Source organism: Variovorax sp. NFACC27 (genome assembly GCF_048301545.1).
GTDB lineage: Bacteria > Pseudomonadota > Gammaproteobacteria > Burkholderiales > Burkholderiaceae_C > Variovorax > Variovorax gossypii.
This window is the reverse complement of record NZ_CP157613.1, coordinates 7,958,086-7,982,744: the sequence shown is the minus strand read 5'-3', so window position 1 is coordinate 7,982,744 and position 24,659 is coordinate 7,958,086. Positions and strand designations below refer to the sequence as shown.

General features: G+C 60.8%; 18 protein-coding genes. 8 read left to right on the top strand and 10 right to left on the bottom strand.

Going from position 1 to position 24,659, the window contains the following annotated elements; genetic code table 11:
* Position 1: 1 nt before the first annotated feature.
* From ABL840_RS37515 to ABL840_RS37505, 3 genes are read right to left on the bottom strand one after another with little or no spacing between them, the layout of a single operon-like run.
* Entirely contained in the window at positions 2-1,072 is a 1,071-nt protein-coding gene (locus tag ABL840_RS37515) for an isocitrate/isopropylmalate dehydrogenase family protein (protein ID WP_418116145.1), read from the bottom strand.
* A gap of 24 nt (positions 1,073-1,096) precedes the next feature.
* Positions 1,097-2,467, bottom strand: coding sequence for an MmgE/PrpD family protein (locus ABL840_RS37510; RefSeq protein WP_093300053.1), 1,371 nt, complete (start codon positions 2,465-2,467; stop codon positions 1,097-1,099).
* Between the two features lie 59 nt (positions 2,468-2,526).
* Positions 2,527-3,495, bottom strand: coding sequence for a Bug family tripartite tricarboxylate transporter substrate binding protein (locus ABL840_RS37505; RefSeq protein WP_093300051.1), 969 nt, complete (start codon positions 3,493-3,495; stop codon positions 2,527-2,529).
* A gap of 100 nt (positions 3,496-3,595) precedes the next feature.
* Between ABL840_RS37505 and ABL840_RS37500 the strand changes: the two genes are divergently transcribed.
* The 4 genes from ABL840_RS37500 to ABL840_RS37485 all read left to right on the top strand — a co-directional run bounded on the left by ABL840_RS37500 (position 3,596) and on the right by ABL840_RS37485 (position 6,530).
* The gene (locus ABL840_RS37500; protein WP_093196094.1) at positions 3,596-4,510 is read left to right on the top strand and encodes a LysR family transcriptional regulator; all 915 of its coding nucleotides are present in this window, start codon (positions 3,596-3,598) and stop codon (positions 4,508-4,510) included.
* 698 nt (positions 4,511-5,208) lie between these two features.
* Positions 5,209-5,493 carry a hypothetical protein gene (locus ABL840_RS37495; RefSeq protein ID WP_093429308.1) on the top strand — a complete coding sequence of 95 codons (285 nt, stop codon included), beginning with the start codon at positions 5,209-5,211 and terminating at the stop codon, positions 5,491-5,493.
* Complete coding sequence (locus tag ABL840_RS37490; RefSeq protein WP_093300048.1) at positions 5,490-6,053, top strand: hypothetical protein; 564 nt, start codon at positions 5,490-5,492, stop codon at positions 6,051-6,053. Before ABL840_RS37495 ends, ABL840_RS37490 begins: the two co-directional genes overlap by 4 nt.
* Positions 6,054-6,056: 3 nt before the next feature.
* On the top strand, positions 6,057-6,530 hold the full coding sequence (locus tag ABL840_RS37485) for a hypothetical protein (protein WP_093300047.1): 474 nt from the start codon (positions 6,057-6,059) through the stop codon (positions 6,528-6,530).
* On the opposite strand, the gene ABL840_RS37480 is transcribed toward ABL840_RS37485, so the two are convergent.
* The 4 genes from ABL840_RS37480 to ABL840_RS37465 form a co-directional block, all read right to left on the bottom strand.
* Entirely contained in the window at positions 6,527-7,102 is a 576-nt protein-coding gene (locus ABL840_RS37480; protein ID WP_093300045.1) for a DUF6998 domain-containing protein, read from the bottom strand. The genes ABL840_RS37485 and ABL840_RS37480 overlap by 4 nt on opposite strands.
* A 10-nt stretch (positions 7,103-7,112) precedes the next feature.
* A complete protein-coding gene (locus tag ABL840_RS37475; RefSeq protein ID WP_093300044.1) occupies positions 7,113-8,291 on the bottom strand; it encodes a hypothetical protein in 1,179 nt (392 codons plus the stop codon).
* Between the two features lie 216 nt (positions 8,292-8,507).
* Complete coding sequence (locus ABL840_RS37470) at positions 8,508-8,834, bottom strand: hypothetical protein (RefSeq protein WP_093300042.1); 327 nt, start codon at positions 8,832-8,834, stop codon at positions 8,508-8,510.
* A gap of 74 nt (positions 8,835-8,908) precedes the next feature.
* On the bottom strand, positions 8,909-10,687 hold the full coding sequence (locus ABL840_RS37465; protein WP_418116144.1) for a hypothetical protein: 1,779 nt from the start codon (positions 10,685-10,687) through the stop codon (positions 8,909-8,911).
* Positions 10,688-11,517: 830 nt separating this feature from the next.
* Here ABL840_RS37465 and ABL840_RS37460 point away from each other — a divergent pair.
* From ABL840_RS37460 to ABL840_RS37445, 4 genes are read left to right on the top strand one after another with little or no spacing between them, the layout of a single operon-like run.
* Positions 11,518-12,981: a hypothetical protein gene (locus ABL840_RS37460; RefSeq protein ID WP_418116143.1), complete on the top strand. Its 1,464-nt coding sequence runs from the start codon at positions 11,518-11,520 to the stop codon at positions 12,979-12,981.
* Positions 12,978-13,706, top strand: a complete 729-nt coding sequence (locus ABL840_RS37455) for a hypothetical protein (protein WP_093300041.1) — start codon at positions 12,978-12,980, stop codon at positions 13,704-13,706. Before ABL840_RS37460 ends, ABL840_RS37455 begins: the two co-directional genes overlap by 4 nt.
* Positions 13,707-13,714: 8 nt before the next feature.
* Positions 13,715-18,103: a hypothetical protein gene (locus tag ABL840_RS37450; protein ID WP_093300039.1), complete on the top strand. Its 4,389-nt coding sequence runs from the start codon at positions 13,715-13,717 to the stop codon at positions 18,101-18,103.
* The gene (locus ABL840_RS37445) at positions 18,100-19,143 is read left to right on the top strand and encodes a Wadjet anti-phage system protein JetD domain-containing protein (protein ID WP_093300038.1); all 1,044 of its coding nucleotides are present in this window, start codon (positions 18,100-18,102) and stop codon (positions 19,141-19,143) included. The genes ABL840_RS37450 and ABL840_RS37445 overlap by 4 nt, the downstream gene beginning before the upstream one ends.
* Here ABL840_RS37445 and ABL840_RS37440 read toward each other — a convergent pair.
* From ABL840_RS37440 to ABL840_RS37430, 3 genes are read right to left on the bottom strand one after another with little or no spacing between them, the layout of a single operon-like run.
* Complete coding sequence (locus ABL840_RS37440; protein ID WP_143042906.1) at positions 19,140-20,930, bottom strand: TniQ family protein; 1,791 nt, start codon at positions 20,928-20,930, stop codon at positions 19,140-19,142. The two genes, ABL840_RS37445 and ABL840_RS37440, sit on opposite strands and share 4 nt — an antisense overlap.
* 10 nt (positions 20,931-20,940) lie before the next feature.
* Positions 20,941-22,392: an AAA family ATPase gene (locus ABL840_RS37435; protein ID WP_093300034.1), complete on the bottom strand. Its 1,452-nt coding sequence runs from the start codon at positions 22,390-22,392 to the stop codon at positions 20,941-20,943.
* Positions 22,380-24,551 (bottom strand): hypothetical protein, encoded by a 2,172-nt coding sequence (locus ABL840_RS37430; protein WP_143042905.1) that lies wholly within the window; start codon positions 24,549-24,551, stop codon positions 22,380-22,382. Before ABL840_RS37430 ends, ABL840_RS37435 begins: the two co-directional genes overlap by 13 nt.
* Positions 24,552-24,659 lie beyond the last annotated feature (108 nt).

Here is a 24,659-nt window from a genome sequence, read left to right as displayed (position 1 = left end):
GTCAGGCCCTCAGGTTCTTCAGCACGGCCTGCGTGAACGTGGCCGTGTTGCCGCTGCCGCGGATGTCGCCTGTGCGCGCCTGCCGGTCGGCCAGCGCGGCGGTGGTTGCCTTCGCCATGGAGGCGCCCATGCGGACAGCGCCTTCGTTGCCGCGGCTGTGGCCCAGCCATTCGAACATCATCCGCGTGGACTCGATCATGGCGTAGGGGTTGGCGATGCCCTGGCCCGCGATGTCGGGCGCCGAGCCGTGCGTGGCCTGCGCCATCGCCACGTCGCCGTCGCCGATGCACAGGCCCGGCGCCATGCCCAGGCCGCCCACCAGGCCAGCGGCCTCGTCGGACAGGATGTCGCCGAACATGTTGGTGGTGACCACCACGTCGAAGCTCTGCGGGTCGCGCACCAGGCGCATGGCGAAGGTGTCGACGATCACGTCGTCCACCCGAACGTCGGGGTACTCGGCGGCGAGCTTGCGGCACTCCTCCACGAACATGCCGCAGCCCAGCTTGAACACCGTGTCCTTGTGCACGTAGGTCAGGTGCCTGCGGCGCTGGCGCGCGAGTTCGAAGGCGGCCCTGGCCACGCGTCGGCTGCCCGTGCGAGTGATGACGCGCACGGAGAGCGTGACCTCGTCGTTGGGCCGGAACTCGCCCGAGCCGGCCACCATGTTGCGATCGGGCTGGAAGCCCTCGTTGTTCTCGCGCACGATCACCAGGTCGACGCCGTCGTGGAGGCAGCCGATGTCGGGATAGGAGCGCGTGGGCCGGACGTTGGCGAACAGGTTGAACTGCTTGCGCAGGATCGGGTGCGGATTGATCGCGTTGGGCCCAGGGGGATAGGCGCGGTGTCCGATGGGGCCGAGGATCCAGCCGTCGAGTTGGTGCAGCGCGGACAGCGTCTCCGGCGGCAGCGTGTGGCCATGCGTCTGCAGCGCGCTCGCGCCGATGGGCAGCGGCCGCCAGTCGACCTGCACGCCATGGAGCTCGGCCGCGGCGCGGGCGACGGCCACCGAGGCCGGCACGATCTCGTGCCCGATGTCATCGCCGTCCAGGATGCCGATGCGAAGTGCGCTCATGCTCATGTCAGCTCCTTCGCTTCGTCAGGCGGTGCACAGGGCCGTGAGGCCGCGCACGTCGGCCAGCGCGGCCAGCGACCGGCACTGGGCGCTGATGCGGTCGGCGCGCTCCCGGCCCAGCACCGGCACCACCAGGCCATCGAACTTGCCCTGCAGCTGCGCGTCGGCCAGCGGGTTCTGCATGGAGCCGATGGCATGGTCCACGCGCACCTCCACCCGGCGGCCGTCCTTGAGCACCGCGGCCACGCGCACCGCGGCTTCGTCGATGCCGTCGTCCACCGTGGCCTGCACCTTGTTGCGCAGCGCGACCACGCGCGGGTCGGTCACCACCGCGTCGGAGAACTCTTCCTCGCCGGCGCGGCCGTACAGCAGGCCCACGGCGCAGCCGTGGTAGACGCTGAACTTGCCCTGCAGGCCGTCCCTGGGCTCCTTCTTGCCGGTGAGCTCCAGCACCAGCGAATGCACGCGCAGCTCGATGCGTTCCACCTGATCGTCGGTGATGCCCTGGGCGCGCAGCTGCACGCAGGCGTCGATGCTTGGATGGATCACGATGCCGCAGGCAAAGGGCTTGTAGGTGTTGAAGGAGATCTCGAAGCGCTCGCCCAGTTCGTCGGTCACTTCGTTCCATGCCCGCTTGTCCGAGACCACCTGCACGAAGCCGCGCGGCGCCTCCAGCGCCCGCTCGCTGGCGGTGAAGCCCCGGCTGGCCAGCAGCGCCGACAGCAGGCCGGCGCGCGCCGCGCCGCCCGGGTGGAAGGGCTTGGTCATGGTGCCGAACTGCTCGCGCACGCCCACCGGCTGCGAGGCCGCGATGCCCAGCGCCATCGCCGTGCGTTTCTCGTCGAGCTTCAGCAGGCGCGCGCAGCCCGCCGCCGCGCCGAGCATGCCGGTGGAGCCGGTGATGTGCCAGCCGCGGTCGTAGTGGTCCGGGTACATGGCATTGCCCACGCGGCAGGCCACGTCAATGCCCAGCACCAGCGCATCGATGACGTCGCGGCCGGCCAGGCCCTGGTGCTCGGCCAGCGCGAGCACGGCCGAAGCCACCGGGCCGGCCGGATGGATGATCGTCTTGAGGTGCGTGTCGTCGAAGTCGAAGGTGTGCGAGGTGATGCCGTTGATCAGCGCGGCGCTGGCCATGTCCACCTTCTCGCTGCGGCCCAGCACCGTGGCCTGGGGCGCGGGCTGCAGCATCTGCACCGCCCCCAGCGCGGCGTCGGCCGCCTCGTGGTGCGCCGCGCCGATGGCGCAGCCCAGCCAGTTGTAGAAAGTGCGGTGCGCCTCGTGCTCCACCGCGTCGGACCAGCCGCGCGAGCGGTGGCCGGCCACGAAGCGGGCGAGGATGGACGTGATCGGGGGCGCGGAAAGATCGGCGGGGACTTGCGTGTTGCGGGCCACAGGATGAATTCAGGTTGCGGTTGAAGAAACAGGAAGAAGGTGAAGAGAAAGGGGAAGGCTCATTCGTCGAGGCGGATGTTTCGGGCCTTGGCGAGCGCGGTCCAGCGCCGGATGTCGGCAACGATGTACTGGCCGAACTGCTCGGGCGTCATGGGCCAGGGCTCCACCGCCTCGCTGGCCAGCTTCTCCGCCAGGTCGGGCGACTTGAGCACCGCCACCTGGGTCTCGTTGAGGCGCTGCACGACGTCCGCCGGCATGCCGGCCGGCCCCACGGAGCCGTACCACTGCATGGCGTCGAAGCCCTTGAAGCCGGCCTCCTCCATGGTGGGAACGTCCTTGACCTGCGCGCTGCGCTGCTTGCCCGTGACGGCCAGCGCGCGCATGCGGCCCGAGCGAAGGTGCGGCAGCGCGGCGGCCAGGCCGGGGAACATGGCCTGGGTCTGTCCGCCCAGCAGGTCGTTGATGGCCGGGGCGATGCCGCGGTAGGGGATGTGGACCATGACGGTGCCCGTCTCCTGCTTGAACAGCTCCATGGTCAGGTGCGTGAGCGAGCCGGCGCCGGCCGATCCGTAGCTCACGCTGCCGCGGTTGGCCTTGAGGTACTGGATGAACTCGCCCACCGTCTTGGCGGGCACCGAGGCGTTGACCACCAGCACGTTGGGGGTGGCGCCGATCATGCCGATGGGGGTGAAGTCCTTGATCGCGTCGTAGCTCACCTTGCGCGTGGCCGGCGTGGTGCCGTGCGTGGCCACGTAGCCCTGCATGAGCGTGTAGCCGTCGGGCGGGGCGTGCGCGGTGAGCTGGCTGGCGACCACGCCGCCGCCGCCGCTCTGGTTGTCCACGGGCATGGCCTGCCCCAGCAGGCGCCCCCAGCGCTCGGTCACCACGCGGGCGATCATGTCGTTGCCGCCACCTGCGGCCACGGGAACGATGTAGCGGATCGGCTTGCTCGGAAAGGCCTGCGCGAAGGCCACGCCCGGAAGGGCGATCGCGGCCGAGGCGGCTTGCAGCAGTTGGCGGCGCTTCATGTTGTCTCCTTGTTATGGCGCGCATCTTCCGCATTCGGGCCCTTGCAGTAAATTGCAAGTTTCTGGTGTTTTATTGCATTCCTTGCATGAGTGAGTTGCCATGACAAAACCATCGCTGGCCGACCTCCGGGCCTTCATCACCGTGGCCGAGACGCAGAGCTTCGCCGCCGCTGCGCGGGCGCTCTACCTGTCGCAGCCGGCGCTTTCGCGCCGCATCTCGCACCTGGAGAACATGCTGGACGTGCGCCTGTTCGACCGCACCACGCGCAACGTGGAGCTCACCCTGCTGGGCCGGCGTTTCCTGGGCCAGATCCGCGGCGTTGTGGAAGACCTGGACCGGTCGGTGCTGAGCCTGCGCGACGCCGCCGAGCTGGAGGCGGGCGACGTGACCATCGGCTGCGTGCTCTCCACCGTGCACCACTTCATGCCCCCGGTGATCAACGCCTTCCGCAAGGAGCATCCGCGCGTGCTGGTGCGCGTGATCGAGGAGGGCGCCGACGAGGTGCTGGCCAGCGTGAAGCAGGGCGAGGCCGACTTCGCGCTCAACTACATCGGCATGCAGGACCCGGAGGTGGAGTTCACGCCGCTGCTGAAGGAGCCCTACGTGCTGGCCTGCCGCGCGGACCATCCGCTGGCGCGGCGCCGGTCGGTGGGATGGGAGGAACTGGCGGCCTACCCGCACGCCCGGGTTTCCCACGACAGCCGCAATCGGCTGTTCATCGACCAGGCGCTGGCCGAGATGCCGCCGCTGCCGCGCCCGGTGTGCGAGGTGCGCCACGTCTCCACGCTGATCGGCATGGTGGAGAACGGCATGGGCATCGCCGTGGTGCCGCAGCTGACGCTGCCGCGCAAGCCCGCGGCGGTGGTGGGCGTACGGCTGGAGAAGCCTGCCATCAGCCGGACCATCGGCATCATCCGCCGCGCGGGGCGCAGCCTGTCGCCGGCGGCACAGGCCTTCGCCGGCCTGCTGGCGGCGTCGGCCACCCGCGCCACGCCCAGGGCCCGATCCAGATAGATGGAGACAGCCGTTGCCCTTCCGGCTGGCTTTGGGCGGTGGAATCCGACGAATTTGGCGCCCTGCAGGGAGCTTCCAAGACCTAGTGATCCCCAACAGAGTGTTAAAAAAAATCGACGTTTCTATTGGGTTTGGCGCCCTGTTGCCCAGTGGCCCTTGATTGCAGAGTGTTAAATCTGAAAACGCCATCAGATTTCGTTATGACGCGTTCCTAACAGAGTGTCAAAAAAATCGAGGGTTTATTGAAGCTAGACCCCCTTCGGGACGAAACCCATTCGTCTCGGAGGCGAACCACGGCGCGGTCGATACAACTGAGCCGCTGTTGCGGAGTCTTGGAGCTTCCGCTTCAGACTGGTTGCTGCCGTTGGGCACCTGCGACCTTGATGTCTGCAGCAACGCTGACAGCGGTCATTTGGAACTGACTGATTCAGGCAAGCGAGCCGGCACCTAGAGGTTATCCGTCATAACCTATGAACGCAGGCGGAAATGGCCCTCTCCGTACCAGTTGCCAACCCGCGCCTTGAGTTTTCAATCTCTGCTTTGCGCCTTCTTGCTTCACCAATCTCCTGATGCTCCTATGCTTGATATCAGCATTAGACCCTAGCGAATCTCCAGCGCAATCGGCCCACGTGTTTTCCCATGCTGGCCTGCTCGCATCGAGGCGCTAGCATCGGAAAACACTTGTGAAGGACAACCGCATGGCAAAGAACTGGGGCGTTGCAAGGTTCTATGGAATGGGTTCCATGGAGTACTTGCAGGAATCGGGGGAGTGGCTAGCCGATAGAAGGTTGTTCGACGGCGCACCGATTCGCCTGTTTGAATCGATGGCTGAGGCAGATGCATACGCCGAGCAGTTTCCCAAGGAGAGCCAGCCACATGGCGTGCAGTTCATGCTCGATGGGCAAGGTAGGGTGCTTACTGTTCGCGCCAGCCAAAAGAGGCCAACAGGGCGGCATGGACGTGCTAGCTACGGGCGCACATGACGCACTCCATCGACTTCGATTCGATTGAAGCTCGCCTCTTCACGCTTCATCACGTGACGCTCGGTAGTCAGGAGTTTTGCAAGCGATTCCGAATCGTCCGCGATGCTGAACACCCCATGGAGTATGAGTGGTGGCAGTACTTCGGCCATTTGAAAGCTCTCGTTAGTGGCACCATGATCGATGCCGCCATCAAAATCCGGATGTTGCAGGACATTGGTTGTGCGGAGGACAGCCAGTTCGACGCACGCACGCTACAAATGGAAGCAAGCAGCGGCCTTGATATTGGAGCGATTGAAGGCCACGGCGCCCTTTCTCTGCGCGAGTCTTGCAACAAGATCGTCCATGCCACGGGCGCAAAGCTCGTATGGCAGGGTGTTGAGAGAGGCGATGATTCGTTTGAGTACTGGACTGGGGTATATCGCCTGTTTGGCAACGACCAGGCGGGTAGGGAGTGGGTGGCGAGGATCAATGTAGCTGACTGGTGCACTGCAATGATCCGGTTCAACTCATCATTTCAGAACCGCATCGACTGGGCAGACGTGCTCAAGTGGGACGAATAAATCATGGCCCAAGCATCCAATCTCGATGCACTTGGCTTCGAGTTCTTCCGAGAGTTCGCAAGGTGCGAGTACTGCTTGAAGGTCGTCGGCCTGCGCGAACCGAATCGGCGCGATCCAACGGCTGACTGGGGTGCTTTCGCCACCGAAATCCGCCCGACGCTTGAGGCACCGTCTTCCGCGGAACTACAAGCATCCGTTCAGTACTACATTGACCATTCGCCGAAAAAGCAGATTCAGCAGGCGGATGGCTTGTTGGGTTGGAGTGAAGTTCTCCCGGATCACAAGCACCAGGCTGAGCTCATCCTGCGGCTTGTCTGTCGGGTGCGAAACAACTTGTTCCACGGAGGCAAGTTCAACGGCCATTGGTTTGAGCCCCAACGCAGCGAAGTCTTATTGCGCCATGCGCTAGTCATCCTGAATGCCTGCGTCGAAAGCCATCAGGCGGTCCGAGAAGCGTATGCGCAAAAAGCCGTCTAGTCTCCCTTGAGTCGGCCTTGAAGGAACTTACCAGCGCCACCCTTTAGCTCGCTTCGGTCAAACAACTTGCCTTGAAACTGGAATTCGCGATCAATCCGGACGATCAGCAGCTTCTCGAAGTCGCCTTGGCTCTTGACCAGTACGTGGTCGCTGGTCTTTTCGGGCGAGATGGTCTTGACCTCGACACGCTTGCCGTCAATCGTGCCGTCAGAGCCGGGCGCGTGGGTCGCATGGCGGCGAAGACCAAACTTGATCTCTGCGTAGATTTCTCCCAGTTCGCCCCAGACCTGAAGGTATCGGCCTGTGTTCTCGAAGTGGCGTGCCGCGCAGTCGACCAAGTCTTGGAAGATTTCCGTTTGCTCAAGGATGCTGAATGGAAAGCCTTCTCTGCTCCGGACGGGCTGAACTGAGGCCGCGTCCTCTTCTGGCTCCCCCTCAAGCTGCGCCTCGGCCCATTCCCTGTCGATATACTTCGCTTGCCAAGGGGCGTAGCCGCAGGCGGCGGCGTCAGCCATGTCATCCGCGCTGTACCCACGGTCGTGCATGTCGTGCAAGAAATCCCAATCGCTCATGGTTCGCCTTCTAACGTAGAAACGGTTTCAGCCGGTCATCCACAAAGTGATTTGGCCGCCAACCTTTCAGAAGCTTGTCCACCAGAAATGCGTCTGCGGCACCAGAGATGATGCCTGCGGTTGGATCGACGGTGCCGGTCACGAGCGAGAAGAGATACCGAACTGCCTTGACTGGCGCCTTGTCGGCCCAAGTGTCTGCCTTCAACGCTTCGATGTACTGGCTGACCAACTTCTGATCCGGATTTGTTTTCGCCATCCAAGCTTTGAACTTTTGCGCTTTATCCAAGGCCTTCAAGAACTCAGCGAATGATCGCTCTCCGCTGTCGATGACCTCTCGAATGCTTGGGCAGTCGGCCAAAACAAGTTCCGAAAATTGCTCGCGCGCTTCACGATTGCGGTCTGCGCGCTCGAACAAGTGCGCTTGCCGCCACCGAACCAGCGCCGAATTCGCAGTTGTCGTAACGAAATCTCCGCCATAGAACGCAGCCAAGTGCATGTCGGCTCGCGACTCCAAGATGAGATTGAACAGGGCGGCTGGCGTCAGCGGCTCCATCGCCGGGCTCATGCTCGCTCTGCGCTCGTTGACCGCCGCGAAGTCAATGTTGGTAAATAGAAAGTAGCCTAGGTCGCTGAGGACGTAGTCAGCCTCAAGACTGTCGCCCGCGTCATACCCGCCTGGCACAGCGGCGAGTCCTGCCCGCAGAAGCCCTTTCAGCGTTACGCGGTCTTTTGCGTCCATCCGGGCTGCATTCGGGATGCCGCCTTTTACATAGTCGTCCTTCTCCAAGCTCTTCGCAGGAACTGCATCGACAAAGGCTTGAGCTTGGGCCTTCGCCCTACGTGGTTCAATGCCGCAATTGCGCAAACTTATCTCGATGCGTTCTGCCCGGTTCCTTCCCCGGACGTCCTCATGTCCAACCAGCGTCATTGCGCCGAAGTCATACGCCTGTGACGCGCCGTGTGAGTTGGTGACGGTGCCAAGAGTCTCCTCACAATGCACTGCCTGCAGGCGCCCCTCTTTTACAAGCGCCAAGACGTTGCCAAGGCTGCCATCCCTGGCAAACGAAACCAGCGTTCCGTGTCCTACAACAATGCGACTGTTTTGATAGAAGAGAAGCGCCTCCGCAATGGCGCCCAACGTGATGTTTCCAGCGTCCTCGCTGTTCCTAAGTACGATGCTTTCGAACAAGTTCGATCCCTCCAGCTTTGGTTTTTATCATTCGTGTGCGGCCCACTACCGCAGACTTGTTCGCAAGCTGCGTCCACGCCATTCCACGCAGCAAGCGCTCGTCTTCTGATTCGCGACGAGGCCTGCCGATTCCTTGAACACGTGGCCCTTCTCACACTGGACCTCGATGCCCGTGACCAGTCCACGGTAGCTACCGATCATGGCGATGCCGGCGCCCTACAACTGGTCCACCATCCATTCGCGGTTCCGCGCTGGCGTCCTTCGCGGCGGCGGTGGCGGTCGCTCGCCTGCCTTCGTTGCCGCATCCAAGCCCTGCTGAACCCACTTCCACTCCATCTTCCTGACTTCGACGCTTCCTCGAAACGGAATCACGCTCCACGGCGTTGCTCCCCAGAACGTCTTTTCTGCGCAGTAGGGGGCGGTGACTTCGATGTACGTCTTGAGCTCCCAAGGCTGGCCGGTCTCCTTGACGATCTTGCCGGCGTACTCGTCAAAGTTACGGTTGTGCTGCGCCAGCCGTTCACCCGGCTCAAGGATCGTCACCTCGACCTGTACAGGTCCGGATCAGAGGGATGCACCAGCACATACAGGTAGCCTGTCTTTGCCATCTACACCTCCTATGCGGCCTCGTCCTCTTCCAAATGCCCAAAAAGGAGCTTCCCTGTGAGCCATATGGCTCGTCCAAAGTTGTTGATTAGCCGCTCCCCTTGCCGCAAGAAAGAAAGGCTTTGATCAATCCCGGCAAGCTCTATGGCATCCGCGATCCTTGATCCCGTGGGATGCGCATCACCCAAACGCATATCGTAAGTGCCGGCGATTTCGGCAAAGATTCGGCGGGCCTTTTCGTCACCCACCTTTTGAGCTAACACGTCCTGCAGCAGCTTGTTTGAGCCAAGTTTGTCTTTGTCCGCATGCACTGCCACCTTGCGAAGCTCACGAACATTGAGGCGATCCGAGAACATACGAACAATCTCTTTCGCCAGCCGCAGTAACGAAGCTTGATCTTTGCTCGTAAATCTAGACACGTGCTGCATAGCCGCAGCGTCATCTATATCGTGGGTGAAGAGCGAGATTCCGTATACCTTCTTGAAGTTCGTTTCCAGCATTCGCATGGTTTCGAAAAATATGAATTCAACGGCATGCGTGTCTGCGGGCTCAGCCTTGACCTGCGAGGCTAATAATTCGCTCGAAACCTTTCCTTCGGGAACGGCATTATGCGCGGCCCAAATATGCTGCTCCCAAGGGTTCAGCTTGGCAACATCGTAAGCATACACAGTAATCAGATCGGATGAATTGATTCCGAAATGAGTTTTGTAGCCTGACGTTGACTGGATGCCGCCAGTTTCCGCTGTATACCACTCCAGCGAAAAACCTCTGAGGTTCAGAAGCTCATTGACTACGCTGGAGCGGAACCACAGCCATCGGCCAATATCTTCGTTGTCCAGGGCGGCAGATGCCATGCGGGTTCCGTCAGTCTCCACGATGAATTGGGGGAGGTTCGTGTCTGCGTCTCCTCGAACTCGCACACTCCGAGATTGATGGTTAATCCATTCGTCTCGCCAGAATTCGCCTTCAGCCCGAACACCTTCATAACCGCCACGATTCCCGCGTGAGCTTTCATGGCCGGTGTTGTCGTTGTTTTCTGGCCCCATCACCGGGGCATCGTCATCTTCATCGACGTCAGTTCGCCAAGCTCGGAACAACGCCCAGCTTCCTCCGAAAACATCGTTGATATCGCGAATTAGGAGTTGAAATCGTCCACCGTCGCGCTCGTTCTCTTTGTGAGCTTTTAAATTTGCGTAGTTGCTACCGTCAAGCGACGGCACGTTTTCCACTCGTTGGCGATAGAAGGATAGGCGCAAAGATAGATTTCTCGCGGCCAAATAGTCAAGAAGGAATTCTCGCTTGATTTCGATCAGCGTGTGCTCGCCGTCCTTGTCGAGAACCTCGCGAGCCACCACGACGAAATTTTCTTCAGGTCTCACCCAGTTCGTCCCCTCCTTTATCAGGTGGAGCGCAACAACCAGATCAGGATTCAATATCCACTGCCTCCCACCGACGACAGGTTGCGGGTGCTCAAAGACGAGGTTGACCCCTATTGGCTCCTTGTCGTTGTATTGAAATTGATCGATGGTGGCGTAGTAGCCATCTTCGTAGGCGTATGGCGCTATGGTGTGGCCGATGCCGAGGTAGCTCCAGCCCAAGCGCTCCTCTACCAGTGCTCGGTGCTCTGGAGGGAAGGCGGCAGACCCGCAGGCGAAAACGTCGCTGACGAACCCAATCTGCTTCACGTCCCCCTTTTCGTCATTGATGGACGCCCTCAGTGGAACCCAGGTTGCGTTGGCGTAGAGGCGGCGCGTTTCTTTCGTCTGGAGAATCCACTCTTCAGTCATCATCGGTAGCTTTCGATTGCGGAAGTGGCCGCATTCTGCCGCGCGGCTGGGTGGGCGAGGTCCATCTGGAGGAGGACGATGCGACATGCTTCACGGCGCTCCGGATCGCAGCTTGTGCACTTCGTGCGAAACGGGCGTTGCTGGGGCTGGCGCCGGAGCCACGAACGCCTACGCCTGTAGGTAGCGCTGGCCGCCCCTCGATTCGACCCAGCCGCGACCGTCCTATCCACGCCGCGCCCACCTCGTCGCCGGTCTACGGCCGCGCGCTCGCGGTTTACGGTGTTCGCGGGCCACGCGGCGCGGCAGACGTACACTCCACGTCGCACCACATCACCTCCCATCGCTTCAGGTGGGCGCGCGGCGGCATCGAGTGGGAGTCGGAGTGGTTTTCCCCTCAAACCATGCTCCGTCAGAGGGAAAACAACATTTTGATCGAGAACATGTCCCGATCCTGCGAGTCCGGCGAGATTTGTTTTCCCTTCAGACGCCGCTGTGACTGCAGCCCGAGCAAGATGCTTCGCCGGCAGATGAAGGGCAGGTTGCAGTCGCTCGTTTCCGTACGACAGGAAGTCGGCTTACCCTGCACAGCGGTCCTCCATGTACGCACGCGTCAGACTGGGAGCGGTCACTCATCGCGACCAATTCATAGTCGCCGACTCGCTGGGAGCATGTGACCTTTCCTTGCCTACCACGCGCTTCTGGATAAGTCCATCGCGCATGCCAGCCATGGGGCAGACCGTTCTATTTGATATGCTGATTCGAACGGTTGCAGCGGGCTTCCGCGGCGAAATTTGGAGGAACATCATGCAGAACGGCCCCGGGGCGCCGCACCCGTGAAAGAGCCTTCGCTTCCCGCAGGCACCCTCGATTCAATCCGACGGAGCGCCGGGCTGCTGGACTTGTCGCGCCAGCAGCGCAACGTGCTGCTCTTTCGGCCCATGTTTCAGCTGGAGCGATCCAAGGCACTTGTGCAGGAGGCCGACGGCTCTAGCCCGTTCGACGGCGTAGACACCCACTATTTGGCGCTGTCGGCACTGGATCACATGATGGAGGCCACAACGATCTCCATGGGCAGCATGTCGTCCGAAGTGCTGCAGCATGTCGCTGACACGGCCGCCCGTATGCGTCCTAGCTTGACTTCGACTCAGGCCCGGAGAGTGGCCACTGCCGTCCTGGACGGCCTGGACAACAAGGCCAACAAACACCGGGAATTTGAGGCCGAATACTTTGACGCCCCTTCCGAAAGCGTGCGGATGTTCCGGTTCCGGCTGGTTCAGTTCCAGCCGGATCCCCAGGACGTCTACCGGTACACCCCCACCGCCGAGGGCTACCTGGTGTATTTGGGCATGCTGGACCTGTCGCCGGAGGACTCCCAGGAGCTGATGGAGAAGATGCTGGACCTGCTAGTCCGGCGTGGTCGGTTCGAGGCGGCGCTGGACATTGCCCGGCGCGCCCGGAAGCTCTCCATCGAGTTCCGCCAGTTGATCAGCGACAAGCTGCAGCAGGCATACCGGGCCCCGTCGTCGGTGAATTGGAGCAAGGAGATGCAGGGCCGGCTGGCTGAGGCCCGCAAACACGTCAGCGACCGCCAGGCGGAGGATTTCCGGATGGAGCAGGCAGTCGGCGACGTGCTTCACGAAGCCACGGAACTACACACGCGGGAAAACCTGGTGCAGCTGCGGGAAACACTGCGCGGCGCCGGCGATATCCGCATGAAGCTGGTGCGGGACATCTCCGCCTCCAACGAGCTGTTCATCGCAGCCCAGAAGGCTGCCTTCCGGGCGCGTCGACCCATGGGGTTGCCAGACCTCGAAAGCGCCATCTTCCCTAACGTCATGCAGCTGCACTCGCCGGTGCTGCTGGCCGAGGCCGACAAATTCCTTAGCGCCCTGTATCCGCCCCGGCCGCTGAAGGTCTTCGACCTGAACACCGCCTTCACGATCCTGCGGGAGACCCGTACTGACGATACGCCCCCAGCGGAGGACGAGGGCGAGCTGGAGCAGTTCAGCCCTATTCCCGATCCCTTTCCCAAGGCCCTGGTGGACGAGGCCCGCAACTGGCTCGCGGCCAAGTTCGAAACGGGCGCCACCTGGCAGGCGGACTTCCTGCTCGAGCTCGCACGCGAAGACGGCCTTTCTGCGGCGTCCCAGCGCTGCCTGGTCTTCATCCTCTACCAGTCCTTTGCCCAGAGTGAGAACGCCTTCGAGGGTATGGCGGCACGCAAGAGTGGTGAGGAGTTCATCCTGGACTTTGTACGCGGCGACAACCTCGAATTCTTCAAGAAAGACGGCCAGTGAACGGACCAGAACCATCGGTCAAGAACGCAGCGACGTTGATCTACAAGGCGCTGCAGACAAGCTTAACGACCGCCGGCGACACCGAGTACCGGGAACTGGCCGCGCTGTTTCGCGTGGACGCAAGTTTCCGGCGAATGTGTGAGGACGTGGCCACCGGGCTTACTTTGCAGATCATCGACGCCAGCGAGCTGCGCGGGCTGGTGCTCGTGCCTGAATCGAAGGACAGCCGCTTTGCCGTGCGGCTAGGCGACATTCGTGCGCATGGCATGGAGCAGCCTCACCGGGCCGCCCTGGTGTTAGCGCATGTCTCAATCTGTGCGGCGTTCTTTCCGACCAGCGATTCGCTGGACGACGACAGCCTGATCCCGCCACCGGTGACGATCGCAACCTGTCGCGACACCCTTTACAGCCTCGCTCAGCGCCTGAGGGACGCTAATCCGCCGCCAGCGGACATCCCGTTGGACTTGGCTCCGGGTTGGGAGGCGGTATGCGCGCTTCCCCAAACCCTGCGCGAAAGCGTCCGCGCAGCTCCGTCGTCGGGCGCAGGTATCGTGAAGATCGCGTTGAATCAGATGGTGGAAGGCGGCCTTGTGCGGCTTGATCGGGGTACCGAGGATGACCCGCAGGCCAGCTACACCGCCACCCACCGCCTTCGCGTTCAGTTGCGGGAGATCGCGCTGCGCCGCCTGTTCGAGATGGCGCAGCTCTGCACGGCCCGTCGCTAGGAGAAGAAATGCAGCGAATCAGTCGTTTTTATCTGGGGCACTGCGGTTACCGCACGGCGTGGTTCGACGGGGAGATTCTGCCGCTGACCGACCCGGTCACCGACGCTCCCACCGACGCCATCCTCCACCTGGAGAACGGCGGCGGCAAAACGACCCTGATGAGCTTGATCTTTTCTTGCTTCGAGACCGAGCAGAACAAGTTTTTGAAGCACCTTCAGGAGGCGAATAACCGCTTCTCGCAGTACTTCGACCAGACCGGCATCCCAGGCTTCATTGCCGTGGAATGGGTGCTGCCGTCCCGCACGGCCAAGGGAAAACCGATCCGTCTCGTTGTGGGTCAGGCCGTGTCTGTGCGCGCCACCGTGGAGCCGGCGGACGTTGATCGGATTTTCTTTTCGTTCCAGGAACAGGCCGACCTGCGACTGGAGAACCTTCCGGCGCCGCGGCTCGGCCCGACGCCTGCCGCTAGTCTCGCGGACGTGTCCCGGTGGCTGCAGGAGCAGAAGGCGGTCAACCCCGACGTCTTCTTTGTCAAGAACCAGGCGGAGTGGAAGAAGCACTTGCAGGTCGACCGGCTGATCGATCTGGAAATGCTGCAGATGCAGGTGGGTTTCTCGGCGCAAGAGGGCGGCTTCGATGCCTTCATCCGCATGAAGAATGAGTCCGAGTTCATCCACCGGTTCTTCTCCCTTACCCTAGACACCACCCGCGCCGACGAGGCCCGCAAGCTCGTGGTCGAAGTCTGCGAAAAGCACAGTCGCAAGCCCGAGTACCAGGCCCGTCATAACCAGCTGACTCTCTTTAGAAGCCGGATGTCCACGTTCGCGGATGCATCCCGCGCCTACTTGGACTCGGTCGCGCAGCAGGGGCAAGTCCAGCTTCAAGGGGTCTTGACTAGCCTCGCATTGCAGGAGCGCCACGTCGCGGCTGTCGAAGCCGAGAAGGAGCACCGCTGGGAGGAGCAACTGCAGCTTCAGATTCGTCAGCAAGCTGACGCCGAGGGCGGTCGGTTGGCGCGCGAGTACGCAACGGCATTGCATGTACTTCACCAGAAGAAACAAGCGATAGCCAAGCTCGAACGCGAAGCGGCCGACAAGCAGGTGAGGGACCTGCAGGACAAGGAGCGGTTCGTGCGCGCCGCTGTTCTCCAGAAGGACATCCTTGCTTGCGAGCAGCGTATCAAGGATCTCGAGGCTGTGGCGGAGGCCCAAGCGGAAGGCCTGAAGCCAATCAAGGATCACGCGGAAGTACAGGGTTCTTTGTTGCGCGCGGCGCTGTTCCTGGAAGAAGCCCGGCTGACTGGAATCCTGCAGGACCTGACCACAAAGCAGAAAACCAGGAACGATCGTCGCGTCACGCTCGGTAGGGCTCGCGAGGATGCCGACCGGAAAGAGCGGGCCCTGGCGCAGGAGCAGTCGAACCTGAATGGCGCCGAGGCCCGTCGAGCCCTGCGTCTGGACGCTTTCGTGCGGGAGGGCCTCATCGAGCCCGTGGAGCAGGATGCGAGTGTCGCGGCGGTCCATTGGCAGCAGGCGGCCGCGTTGCACGAACGCGACCGCGAGGGTCACCGCGCCACGCGCCGGCAACAGCGGGAGAGCGCCGAGGCGTTGCGCCGCAAATCAAAGGCCGAGATGCAGCAGGCAGTGCAGTTGGAGCAGGACGCACGTCGGCTGCAGGAATTCATTGCGCAAGGAGAGCACGCGCGGGAGGCTCTGTCGCAGCATCCCGCTTTGACGGAAGCTGCGGAGGCCGAGTTCGCCGATCCGTTCTCGCCAATCCTGCTCCAGCGACTGGCCACTGTGGTCGCCTCATACAGCCGCCAGATTGCGACGATCGATGTCCGATATGCAGAGCTGAATCTCACCAAGAGCGCAATCGAGAGCACAAGCGTGGCCGGCGCCGGTGCCGAAGTGGCTCACGTGGTGCGCGTGTTGCGGGACGCTGGGGTCAGGTCTGCCCGTCCGTTCAACGAGTACCTGGCCGAAACGATCAAGGATGCGGAGCGCTCCCGAGCGTTGGTGCAGAGCGACCCGGGGCGCTTCCTGGGTGTGTGCGTTGCCCGGACCGAGTTCGAGAAAGCTGCTGGAGTGACGTGGACCGGCCGGCTGCCCCGCAAGCCCGTCACGGTGTCCGTTGCAAGTCTGGATCCGGCGGCGTCCCAGGCCGACCGTTGCGTCGTTGTCGCCGAGGACGACTCGGCCTTCAACACCGCGGCGGCCGCGCAGCTCGCCCCGAAGCTCGCCGCAGCGATGGAGGCGGACACCGAGGAACGCAAGGCACTGGAAAAGCGGCATGAGCGCTGTGTGAAGGCGCAGCAGGAGCTGGAGTCCTTCTTGGCTGCCTATGGGGAAGGGCGCCTGGCTGAAGCGCATGCCAAGGAGCAGGTGATCGCCGAGGACTCTGAGGCGACTCGGGCGCGCGCCGCGAGCCTGGACGAAGAGGCGGTCCGGCAGGAGGCGGCGGCCGAAGAAAGCGAGGAAAAGGCGCGGCAGAGTGAGGAGCAGCGTGCCACGGCTGCTGAGGCCATGCGCCGCATGGAAGAGTTCATCCGGGACCACGATGCAGGTCGAGCCCAGCGCCTGCATCGCCTCGGTGAATTGCCAGCCCTGATCGCCGCCGCGGAGGAAGACCGCGCAGCTGCGGTCGCCGAACTGGAAGAACTGGTGCTCGAGGAATCGACGGACGCGACGGTGAGGGCCGAGGAGACGGTGAAGCGCGATGGCATGGCCATGGAGCGTGGCCAACTTGAGTACTACGACAGGAACTACGACGCGGTGAAGCACTTGAAGGAGCATCCGCGCGCGCTGGACATCCTGCGCGGCCAGTACAAGGACGCCGCCTCGATCTATCGCACCAAGGAAGAGGACGTATTGGGCAAGCTCCACGAAAAGCTACAGTACGAGCGGGACAAGAAGACGGAGAAGGCCGACCAATTCGCCAAGACCTGCAAGGGCGTGACGGCCACGGACATGAAGCCGTATCTGCATATCGATCACGATGCCGTACTGCGGGAAACAGACAGCGATATTGAACAGGCCCGCGGCGCGCAGGTCGACAAGAAAACGATCGAGCAGTTGGCGATCAAGGACGCCGAGCGCTGGTACACCGTCAACAAGCACCTCGTGAACGCGCCAGACCCTGCGATTGTCGCCATGGGAGTCGACGACTTGCAGATCGAAGCCGCTCGCCTCGACGAACTGCACGGAGTCGAGGCGAAGCGCTCCGAGACGGCAATCGAAGCCGGTAAGCGGGCACGGGTTCGTGCCGAGCAGAAGAAGGCGCAAGCCGATGCGGACCAGGGCGCCGACCAGATGCTTCGCGGCGCCTTGGGCCTCAACGAGCAGACCACCATCGTTCAGGTCCTGGCCGAAACGCAGGCGCTGACGGGCCTGACCCTCGAAGCCGGAGACCCTGTTGTCTTGGAGCAACCTGCCGCCTTGCAGGTTGCTGCATTGAGCAGGTCGTACGCGCAGAAGGGGGCAGCCGTGAAGAAGTTCAGCAGCAAGGCGCGCCAGGAGTTCGACGACCTCAAGCAGGCCGCTGCATCACCGGACTTTGCCAAAGCGGATGCGGCCGTTGCGCAGCAGATGCAGATCAATAGCTTCGAAGACACGTGTCGCGCGGCTGAGAAGATCCTGTCCGCCCTGGACGATCGCATCTCCACCACCAAATCCACCCTCGACACAATGCAAGCGGACTTCGACGCCTGCATCGAGGAGGTGACAGAAGTCGTACGCATCGCTATTTCGACCCTAAACAAGGCGACCAGCTCCGACAAGCGAGTGCCAGATGGCGCCCCGTACATCGGGGGCAAGCAGGTGTTGAAGATGCGGGCGAACTTCAGCAACATCAACACGGATCTGCGAAAGCAGCGGATGCGTGATTACCTTGACATCCTGGCGGCCAGCAAGGCAATCCCGGTGACCGGCACCAGCCTGATCGCCGAATCGGTGATGCGTGTGTACGGCGCCCCGCTCGGGATCCAGATGCTCAAGATGTCGGTGGAGGAAACGGAGCAGTACGTGGTCGTCGACCGGATCTCGAATTCGGGAGGGGAGGGTGTGGTGATGGCCATGTTCCTGTACCTGCTGATCAACCAGCTGCGGGCAGAGAACTACGCCAGCGTCCAGAAGTCCGCCGGAGGACCGCTGCTGCTGGACAACCCGTTCGCAAAGGTCACGTCCGGCGCCATGTGGAAGGCCCAGCGCCTGCTTGCTGCCTCCATGGGTGTCCAACTCATCTTCGCGACTGCGGTAGAGGACTACAACGCCTTGGCCGAGTTCAACCGGTTCGTTCGCCTGCGCAAGGCTGGGCCCCATACCGGAACGAGACGCTGGCACCTGGAAGTGGCCAACTACACTTTCACGCCGAAGCACGAGGAGGAGGCGGCTGCGTGAACGCGTTCCTGAAGAATCTCCAGACTTGCCCCCGCCGGCGTGTCCAGCTTGATGAGATCCGGCGGCACTTCTACGCCGCCTTCCCTGAGGTGCAAGACAGCCCTCACCGTGGAGCTCAGCTCCTTAAAAGCCTGCAGGAGCTGGAAATCACTGGCCACCTCAGGTTGCCGGCCCGCGGGAGCTGGGAGCGTTTGGGCCAGCCTCCGCTACCGCTTTGGATCACCCTTTCTGGGGCCCAGCCGCAGGCCGAGCGCAGGGACTACGGCACCATCGCCTGGGCACCGGAACTTGATTTCTGGCCCCAGCTGAAGGCCCCGCAACTCGAGGCCTTGATGCCGGTGAACGACTTTCTCTTGGGCCGGCGTGGCCTCCTGCCGTTGGTGCCGGCCAAGGAGCGGTCGCTGGAAATTTTCGGCGACGAGAAGCGGCTGGAGCGCATAAGCCAAAGCGGAATGCTTTTCGGCAAGCTCCCGCTGTCCGCTTTGAGTTGCTTCCAGGTCTCCGCGCCGCTTCCATACCGCCCGGGCGCAGCACCCGGCCGGCCGGCCCTTGTCCTTGAGAACAAGGACGCGTACTGGAGTTTTGGAGAGTGGAATACGAAGTCGAACTACTTTTCAGCCGTGGTCTACGGCGGCGGCGAGGCCTTCCAGAGCACCGGAGCGGCCCTCGCCCAGATGATGCATGAGGTGGGAGCAGGGCACGCTCTGTACTTCGGCGACCTGGATCCGAAGGGAATTCGCATCCCCTTGGAATTCAACCGGAAAACTGAACTCGGCCAGCCGCAGGTTTCGCCTGCGGTAGAGCTCTATGCCTGGCTGGTGTCCAACGGTGTGTGTAGAGCGAAGCCTGAGTGCACTGAAGCGCCCTCCGATCTTGCGTCCGCCTGGCTGGAAGAGCCACTGGCGTCGGCAATCCAAGCGATCTGGAGGCAAGGGAAATGGCTCCCCCAAGAGGCCTTAGGGTTTGAGAAGCTGCAGCAAGGCGTTATCCGTTCCGTGGACGCTCATCAGCCTTGTGCGACATATCAGGATCTGCTCTAGACCGCATCAGGCAGTTTTTTTCTGCTGGGGCGGCGAAAAATCCGAGGAAGTTCGCGGGCGTTAATCAGTCGATGTGGTTCTGCCTGCTGTTCCAACCATTCGCGGTCGTATCTCGTAAGCCAAATCCGGGCATTTTTCGGAATTTTTGGATAGCCGTGCTGCGTTACGCGGCGCTCGTTGTAGGCCGCTTCGGCGAGCATGCGGTAGTGAGGACCGTTCGGAGGAACGCGCAGGTTTGCCTCAGGAAACTGCTCGTTCAACCACTTGAAGTCACTCTGCTTCAGCCAATTCCAAATTGCACGATCAATGGCCGGGAATGAATGTCCTTTCATCTTGCGCTTCGCCGCGAGCGCGAGCTTGCGGTAGGCGGTTCTTTTTGTGGAGGTTGAATTCCTCTCGTTCTTTCGTGCACTTGGAAAGTGATTTTGAAGCCACTCGCGGTCATATCGGATCAAGAACGCATAGACCGAACGAGCATGCAGTGCCAGTTGTTTCTTGCGTTTCATTCCCTTCTCACGCGCCGCCAACGCCGCGTTACGCATTTCGGGCAGCTTCGCGATGCGACGGTCTCGTTGCCCATTGTTCGGCGTCGAACGCCGCTTGGTCTTCTTAGCCTTTTTCTTCGGGCTCTGATTGCGCGCTTCCTCAAGTGCGGATGTGCACTCGACGGGAAGACGACATTCGAGTGCGTACAGAAGTGCAGCGGATACGCCCAAGACTACGGCGGCATCTTTGCGAGTACCGCCTTCAAAGAGAAGCTGCAAGGTGCCCGCAGGAAATCCCTCTTCTTCAATACGGGCCGCGGCGGCGGCGACATGCTTTTCGGCCACATGCATCGGTGGGGTGAAAAGACCAAATGATTGAGCAGGACTCACAGGTGCGGCGCTCTCCCAACTCTGTGGCGCTCGGCGAAGTGCGAAAGCGATTGATGCCACTCTCAGAGAGTGGGTGACGAAGCTGGGATACCCCTCGAGGCAAGCCGAGACTGTGCTGGCGCTTTTGTGAGTTCTGAAGGTCTCTTGGAGGGCGGCAAGGTCTTCGAATCCCCATGCCGACATGAACTGTTCAAGCAACTCCACTCGCCGGAAAACCATGGAGTCACGTGGAAACGTTGCACCCACGAGCTGTTGCCTGTCTCGTGGGCGAAGTGCGGGAGCTTCGCCTCGATACATCTCTTCAATCAGTCTCGCAGTCCAGGCGTAATCCTCAGTCTGTTCATAGGGCATGACATCAAGCACCGGCAAGGGCGAAAACGTGCAGCGGGCACATCGCGAATGCGCGGGTCGAAGCCGTTGCGAAGGCTGGCAGATCGGACAGCAAGACCGCAGGCGTGCAGCGTGCCTGGTGCAGTGGCTAAGCAAAGGGACCTGGTGCAGCACGTGATAGTGGCCGAAGCCGAATAGAGCGAAATCCTCCTCGAGGCATTCAAGACATATCCGGTTCAGCTTCGGTCTGATCAGCCCAGAAGTCCCTCTTGGAACATATGCGTTCGCGGCTCGCGCGTCGCCGTTGGTCAAGGCTCGGCGCCAGCGAACTTCGTCTTCCTCTTTCAAAAGCTTCCCCCAGATTCCTGCCTGAGAGTGCTTCGAAAGGAGATCATCTGGGGCAACTGCGTTGTCGAAAATCTTCGTGGCGAAACTTCCTGCGTGCATGGCATATGCATTCTCCATCTTCACTGCCACACCAATCGATTCGTCCAGGTAGTCCGAATCCCGGTAGTGCCCGCAGGACTTGAACGCTATCAAGAGCGAACGTAGCGTTGCGTCTTCAGGGAAGGATGGAATCATGGCGGTTCGCCTAGCTGTTGGAAGATGATGGCTGTGGCGCAAGGGGGCGAGGGCTGCCTTTCGAATCCGACTTCCGTGCGCCTTGCTTGTTGCCTTTCCTCTCGGTGGTTGTGCTGTCAGCAGTTTTGGCTGGGCCATCGCTTGGCGACCTGGCGCTGGCATCAGTACTCTTGAAAATGGAGTACAGGGGTGAGCCCTTCAGTAGATCTATAGGCGGGCGTCTCAGCTTCTGCGGTATCAGCGCCCAGCGCTCGCGAAAATATTCGACGGGCTGATCCTTGAACTTGCCCAACGCCGCGTCGTTGCGTGCGGCCAGTGCAAGAATCAGGGGACGGACGCCTCGCATGACAGCGCCGTTGGCGGCCAAAAGAAGTACCTCCTTGTCGACGTAGTCTTTCTCCATCGATATCGCCTTCATCAAAGCCTCCTTCCGAAGTCGAGCCAGAAACCTGGGTGAACCACCGGTCAAGATCCAGAGCAGAACGTGCAGGTGCTCGATCGGCTTGTCCTTGTTCGAATCGAAGACGGTAAAGCCCCACACGTAGGTGACCAAGTCCTTCCACCGTTCTGTCGCCCATGTGAATTCAGGGTAGTAGTCCCAAAGACCTGCAGAGGTCAGACGGCTCATGTTCTGACTGTTCGTTTCGAGCTCGGAAAAAGCGAGTGGGTTTCCTACCAAGACAACTGGAATGCCACTGTTCAGTAGACGCAAGAAGAAACGCTGGAAAGCCTCACCAAGAACCGGGGTGTCCAGATTTCCCTTTTGCGCCTCTTCCACAACAAGAAAACTGCAGCGATGAAGCAGAAGCCAGTGAATAACCCAAACGAACTTGCTCTCAAGTTTTGTCACCTTTCCGAGCTGCGCTAAGTAGTCCATCCCGAGGGACTTGTCCATCGCGTGTGCAATCGACTCCAGTAATCCTCCGCGGGATGGATCGGGGGGCATCTCAGCCACCAACCAAACCAATTGCTTCAGCTTCAGGTAGCCCAGACTTTCATCGCCGTCTCGATGTATTACTTGAGGGAAGTGGGATAAGAATCTGGATAGGAACGAGGACTTCCCGCCTCCAGTGGGACCTCGAATGATTGCGCCTTGAGCAGCGACCTTTGCGTATGGGATGTCCTCCATCGTCTCGTGTGTTGCTGGATCCGCCGCGTACACCATGATCCTGTTGGCCTCGATGCGCGGGTCACGATTTCGGATGCTCGAAAGCATGGCCATTTGCATCCGTGGCGCGGCCTCTGTTTCATCGAGCTTCGGGACGAACAAGCTTTCGATCTGGGTTACCGATTCCAACCGCTGCCAGTCCTCAACTTCGGTCCCCACCGGAGTCTTCGGCCTATGCATCAGCAAGCGGCCCCACTCGCGTTCCGTGCGCATGCGAGGAAGGCCGAGCAAGAGTGGGTTATCGCCTAGGGCGCTGAACAATTCCTCCGCGCGTGATTTCACTACTGCAGCCATGAGTCTCTGAGCTCCTGATATCGTTTGTTCTGCGATGGAGACTCATCTCCAAAATCGACGAATTCGTCGATGCTCGGTTCTGGGACCGAGGGGGCTGAATCCAGTCCGAGGGCACGATTCCTTATGGCTTCGAGTTCGCTCTTGAGCGCCGCTCGCTTATTGCCGGATATAGCCTTCTTGCTTGGACGCTTGGGCAACTTTTCCTGTTCTTCTTGCTTGGCGCGCTGAGCTTGTTGATTGATCTTTTCGTTAGAAACGACTCGCTCAGCTTCGACCTCATCACGAAGTCGGGCGGTGATGTATGCCGAGTATTTGTCGATGCTACAGATGGTCAGCCAATCGACCAGAGAAAGCTCTTTGAGCTCCGGATCGCGTGTCTTCAGCGACAGCTCCTTCATGCCATTCAACTGAATGTAGGCGCATCCAAGTCGGCCAGGGTTGAGCGCAATTTCGATATCCCTCACTTGCTTTCGTGCGCGAGTGAGAATGTCAGTCTCATAGAGCCAGTCGGCTGAGTAGACGAGGCCAGGAATGAGATCGCGAGCAGTCGATCGCGGATCGCGCACGTGAATGCCATCACCGTGTATCACTGCCGAAAGTCGCGGCAGGCAATGAGCTCTGAGAGATTCCAGATTGGTCGGACTGCTCGCGATGTAGCCCTTTTCAATCTTCCAGAGGACGATCGCCTTGCGGGTAGGCTCGACGCCGTCCCGTCGCATCTCCATCGTTAACAGCTGGGGGACAGGCTCATGGTTGTTATGCTGAAGAATGGCCTTTACAAGCTCGATCAGATTCTGTTTGTGAGTACGGCATGCATCTTCCTCGCGCCGGCGCTCACCGCGTTTTCGCCTTCGGCCTTGCGTAGATCCTGCATTCCGATGATCGGCGCTACGTTGAAGATAGCGGTGCTTCTTTTCAACTTTATCTTTCGAGAGGGGGGAAAATACCTTCGCATAAGAATTAGAGATCTCTGACTCTTCCAGCGTCATGATGCTGTCGTCTTGCTTGATGTCTCCGTTGTCCCCGGTGACCTTCTTTGGCATCCAGGAGATCCAGTCTTCCGGCGCTATGGTGATGCCAATCTCTGCACAGAACGCGACATGATCTTCCACGCAGTTGAGTAATGCGAGCAGCCCGGTAAGACTGCTGGAAGATTCATGTCCTGAGTAGAACCCGAGGATGTACTCCGTAGAGTCCTCCACCACCAGTGTTCGATGGGTGCTTGGGAGTGCCTGCAGGAGAGAGGCCGCACTCACCGGTGTCTGGTCTTCGGGGCTGCTGTCAATGAATGATCTCAGCCCGAAGACGTTTGCGCGCTCAAAGCCAGTATGGCGAATCGGCCGTTGATGACCCTCGTAGTGTGCTTGTCCGAGATTGATGCGGCGTGGGCGATCAACATGAGACTGGGGACCGTGATCTTGGAACTGACTGAGTGTCGGCCGCTCACTGGCCTTCTTCAGCACTATGCGCGGCTCTTTCGAATTGACGTATTCGATCTTTGCGGGGTAGTAGTCCGCCATTGTGAGGTGGTACGCCACCTTCATAGATACATCAGGCTTCTTGTACTTCTTGTAGCCCTCGCGAAGCCACTGGCGATCTATGGGCTTGAGGTTGTAGCCACGAAGCTTCAGGCGTTTGGCTCCTTTCTCTTTCCTCGCAGCTGTGTTGGATTTGCCAGGCTTGGTCTTGCAATACTTCTCTGTCCCCAGTTCGCCGCAGACATCGAAACGCGGCAGGAGCGAGTTGCGATGCCCGAGTCCGAGCATGTGACGACGCAGTAGCTGCCGAATTTTTTCGGCTGGGACCTTCTTCAATCGAGCTTGTTTTTCGGACTGCTCTCGTTCAAGGCCACCTTCGGTGAGTGCGAAGATGTCATAGTCGGCAATGATTTCTTTTATGAGTACGTCGAACCGGTTTCGGTCCTCGAGCCAATCGGACGGCTTTGCGCGAGAGTAGGCGCGTATGAGTTGATCGGGGCGAACGTTGGCTTCCAGTTCTTTGTCTGTGAGGCTCCAGTAGGGCGGAAAGCCCGCCTGGACCACGCTCAGGCTGCCAGCATTGATATCGTGGCGAAATACTTCCGCTGTGACTCGCTGAGGTTCCTTGATGTGGTGTTTAACCGCCTTGGATTCGACGGCGGCCTTGCCTTTCTTTCTCAATCTCGGTTGCTTGGGTTTCGCCGGAGGTCGGTTCTCTGGATAGCGAATCCACCACATCGCGCTTCCATCCGGAACGACGCAGACGATACGCCCTATCGGATGCCATCC

Bases quoted from the DNA above. Each gene is read 5' to 3' on its own strand.
- ABL840_RS37440 (WP_143042906.1), bottom strand. From the start codon at position 20,930: ATGATTCCATCCTTCCCTGAAGACGCAACGCTACGTTCGCTCTTGATA.
- ABL840_RS37435 (WP_093300034.1), bottom strand. From the start codon at position 22,392: ATGGCTGCAGTAGTGAAATCACGCGCGGAGGAATTGTTCAGCGCCCTA.
- ABL840_RS37500 (WP_093196094.1), top strand. From the start codon at position 3,596: ATGACAAAACCATCGCTGGCCGACCTCCGGGCCTTCATCACCGTGGCC.
- ABL840_RS37450 (WP_093300039.1), top strand. From the start codon at position 13,715: ATGCAGCGAATCAGTCGTTTTTATCTGGGGCACTGCGGTTACCGCACG.
- ABL840_RS37490 (WP_093300048.1), top strand. From the start codon at position 5,490: ATGACGCACTCCATCGACTTCGATTCGATTGAAGCTCGCCTCTTCACG.
- ABL840_RS37485 (WP_093300047.1), top strand. From the start codon at position 6,057: ATGGCCCAAGCATCCAATCTCGATGCACTTGGCTTCGAGTTCTTCCGA.
- ABL840_RS37495 (WP_093429308.1), top strand. From the start codon at position 5,209: ATGGCAAAGAACTGGGGCGTTGCAAGGTTCTATGGAATGGGTTCCATG.
- ABL840_RS37505 (WP_093300051.1), bottom strand. From the start codon at position 3,495: ATGAAGCGCCGCCAACTGCTGCAAGCCGCCTCGGCCGCGATCGCCCTT.
- ABL840_RS37515 (WP_418116145.1), bottom strand. From the start codon at position 1,072: ATGAGCGCACTTCGCATCGGCATCCTGGACGGCGATGACATCGGGCAC.
- ABL840_RS37465 (WP_418116144.1), bottom strand. From the start codon at position 10,687: ATGATGACTGAAGAGTGGATTCTCCAGACGAAAGAAACGCGCCGCCTC.
- ABL840_RS37480 (WP_093300045.1), bottom strand. From the start codon at position 7,102: ATGAGCGATTGGGATTTCTTGCACGACATGCACGACCGTGGGTACAGC.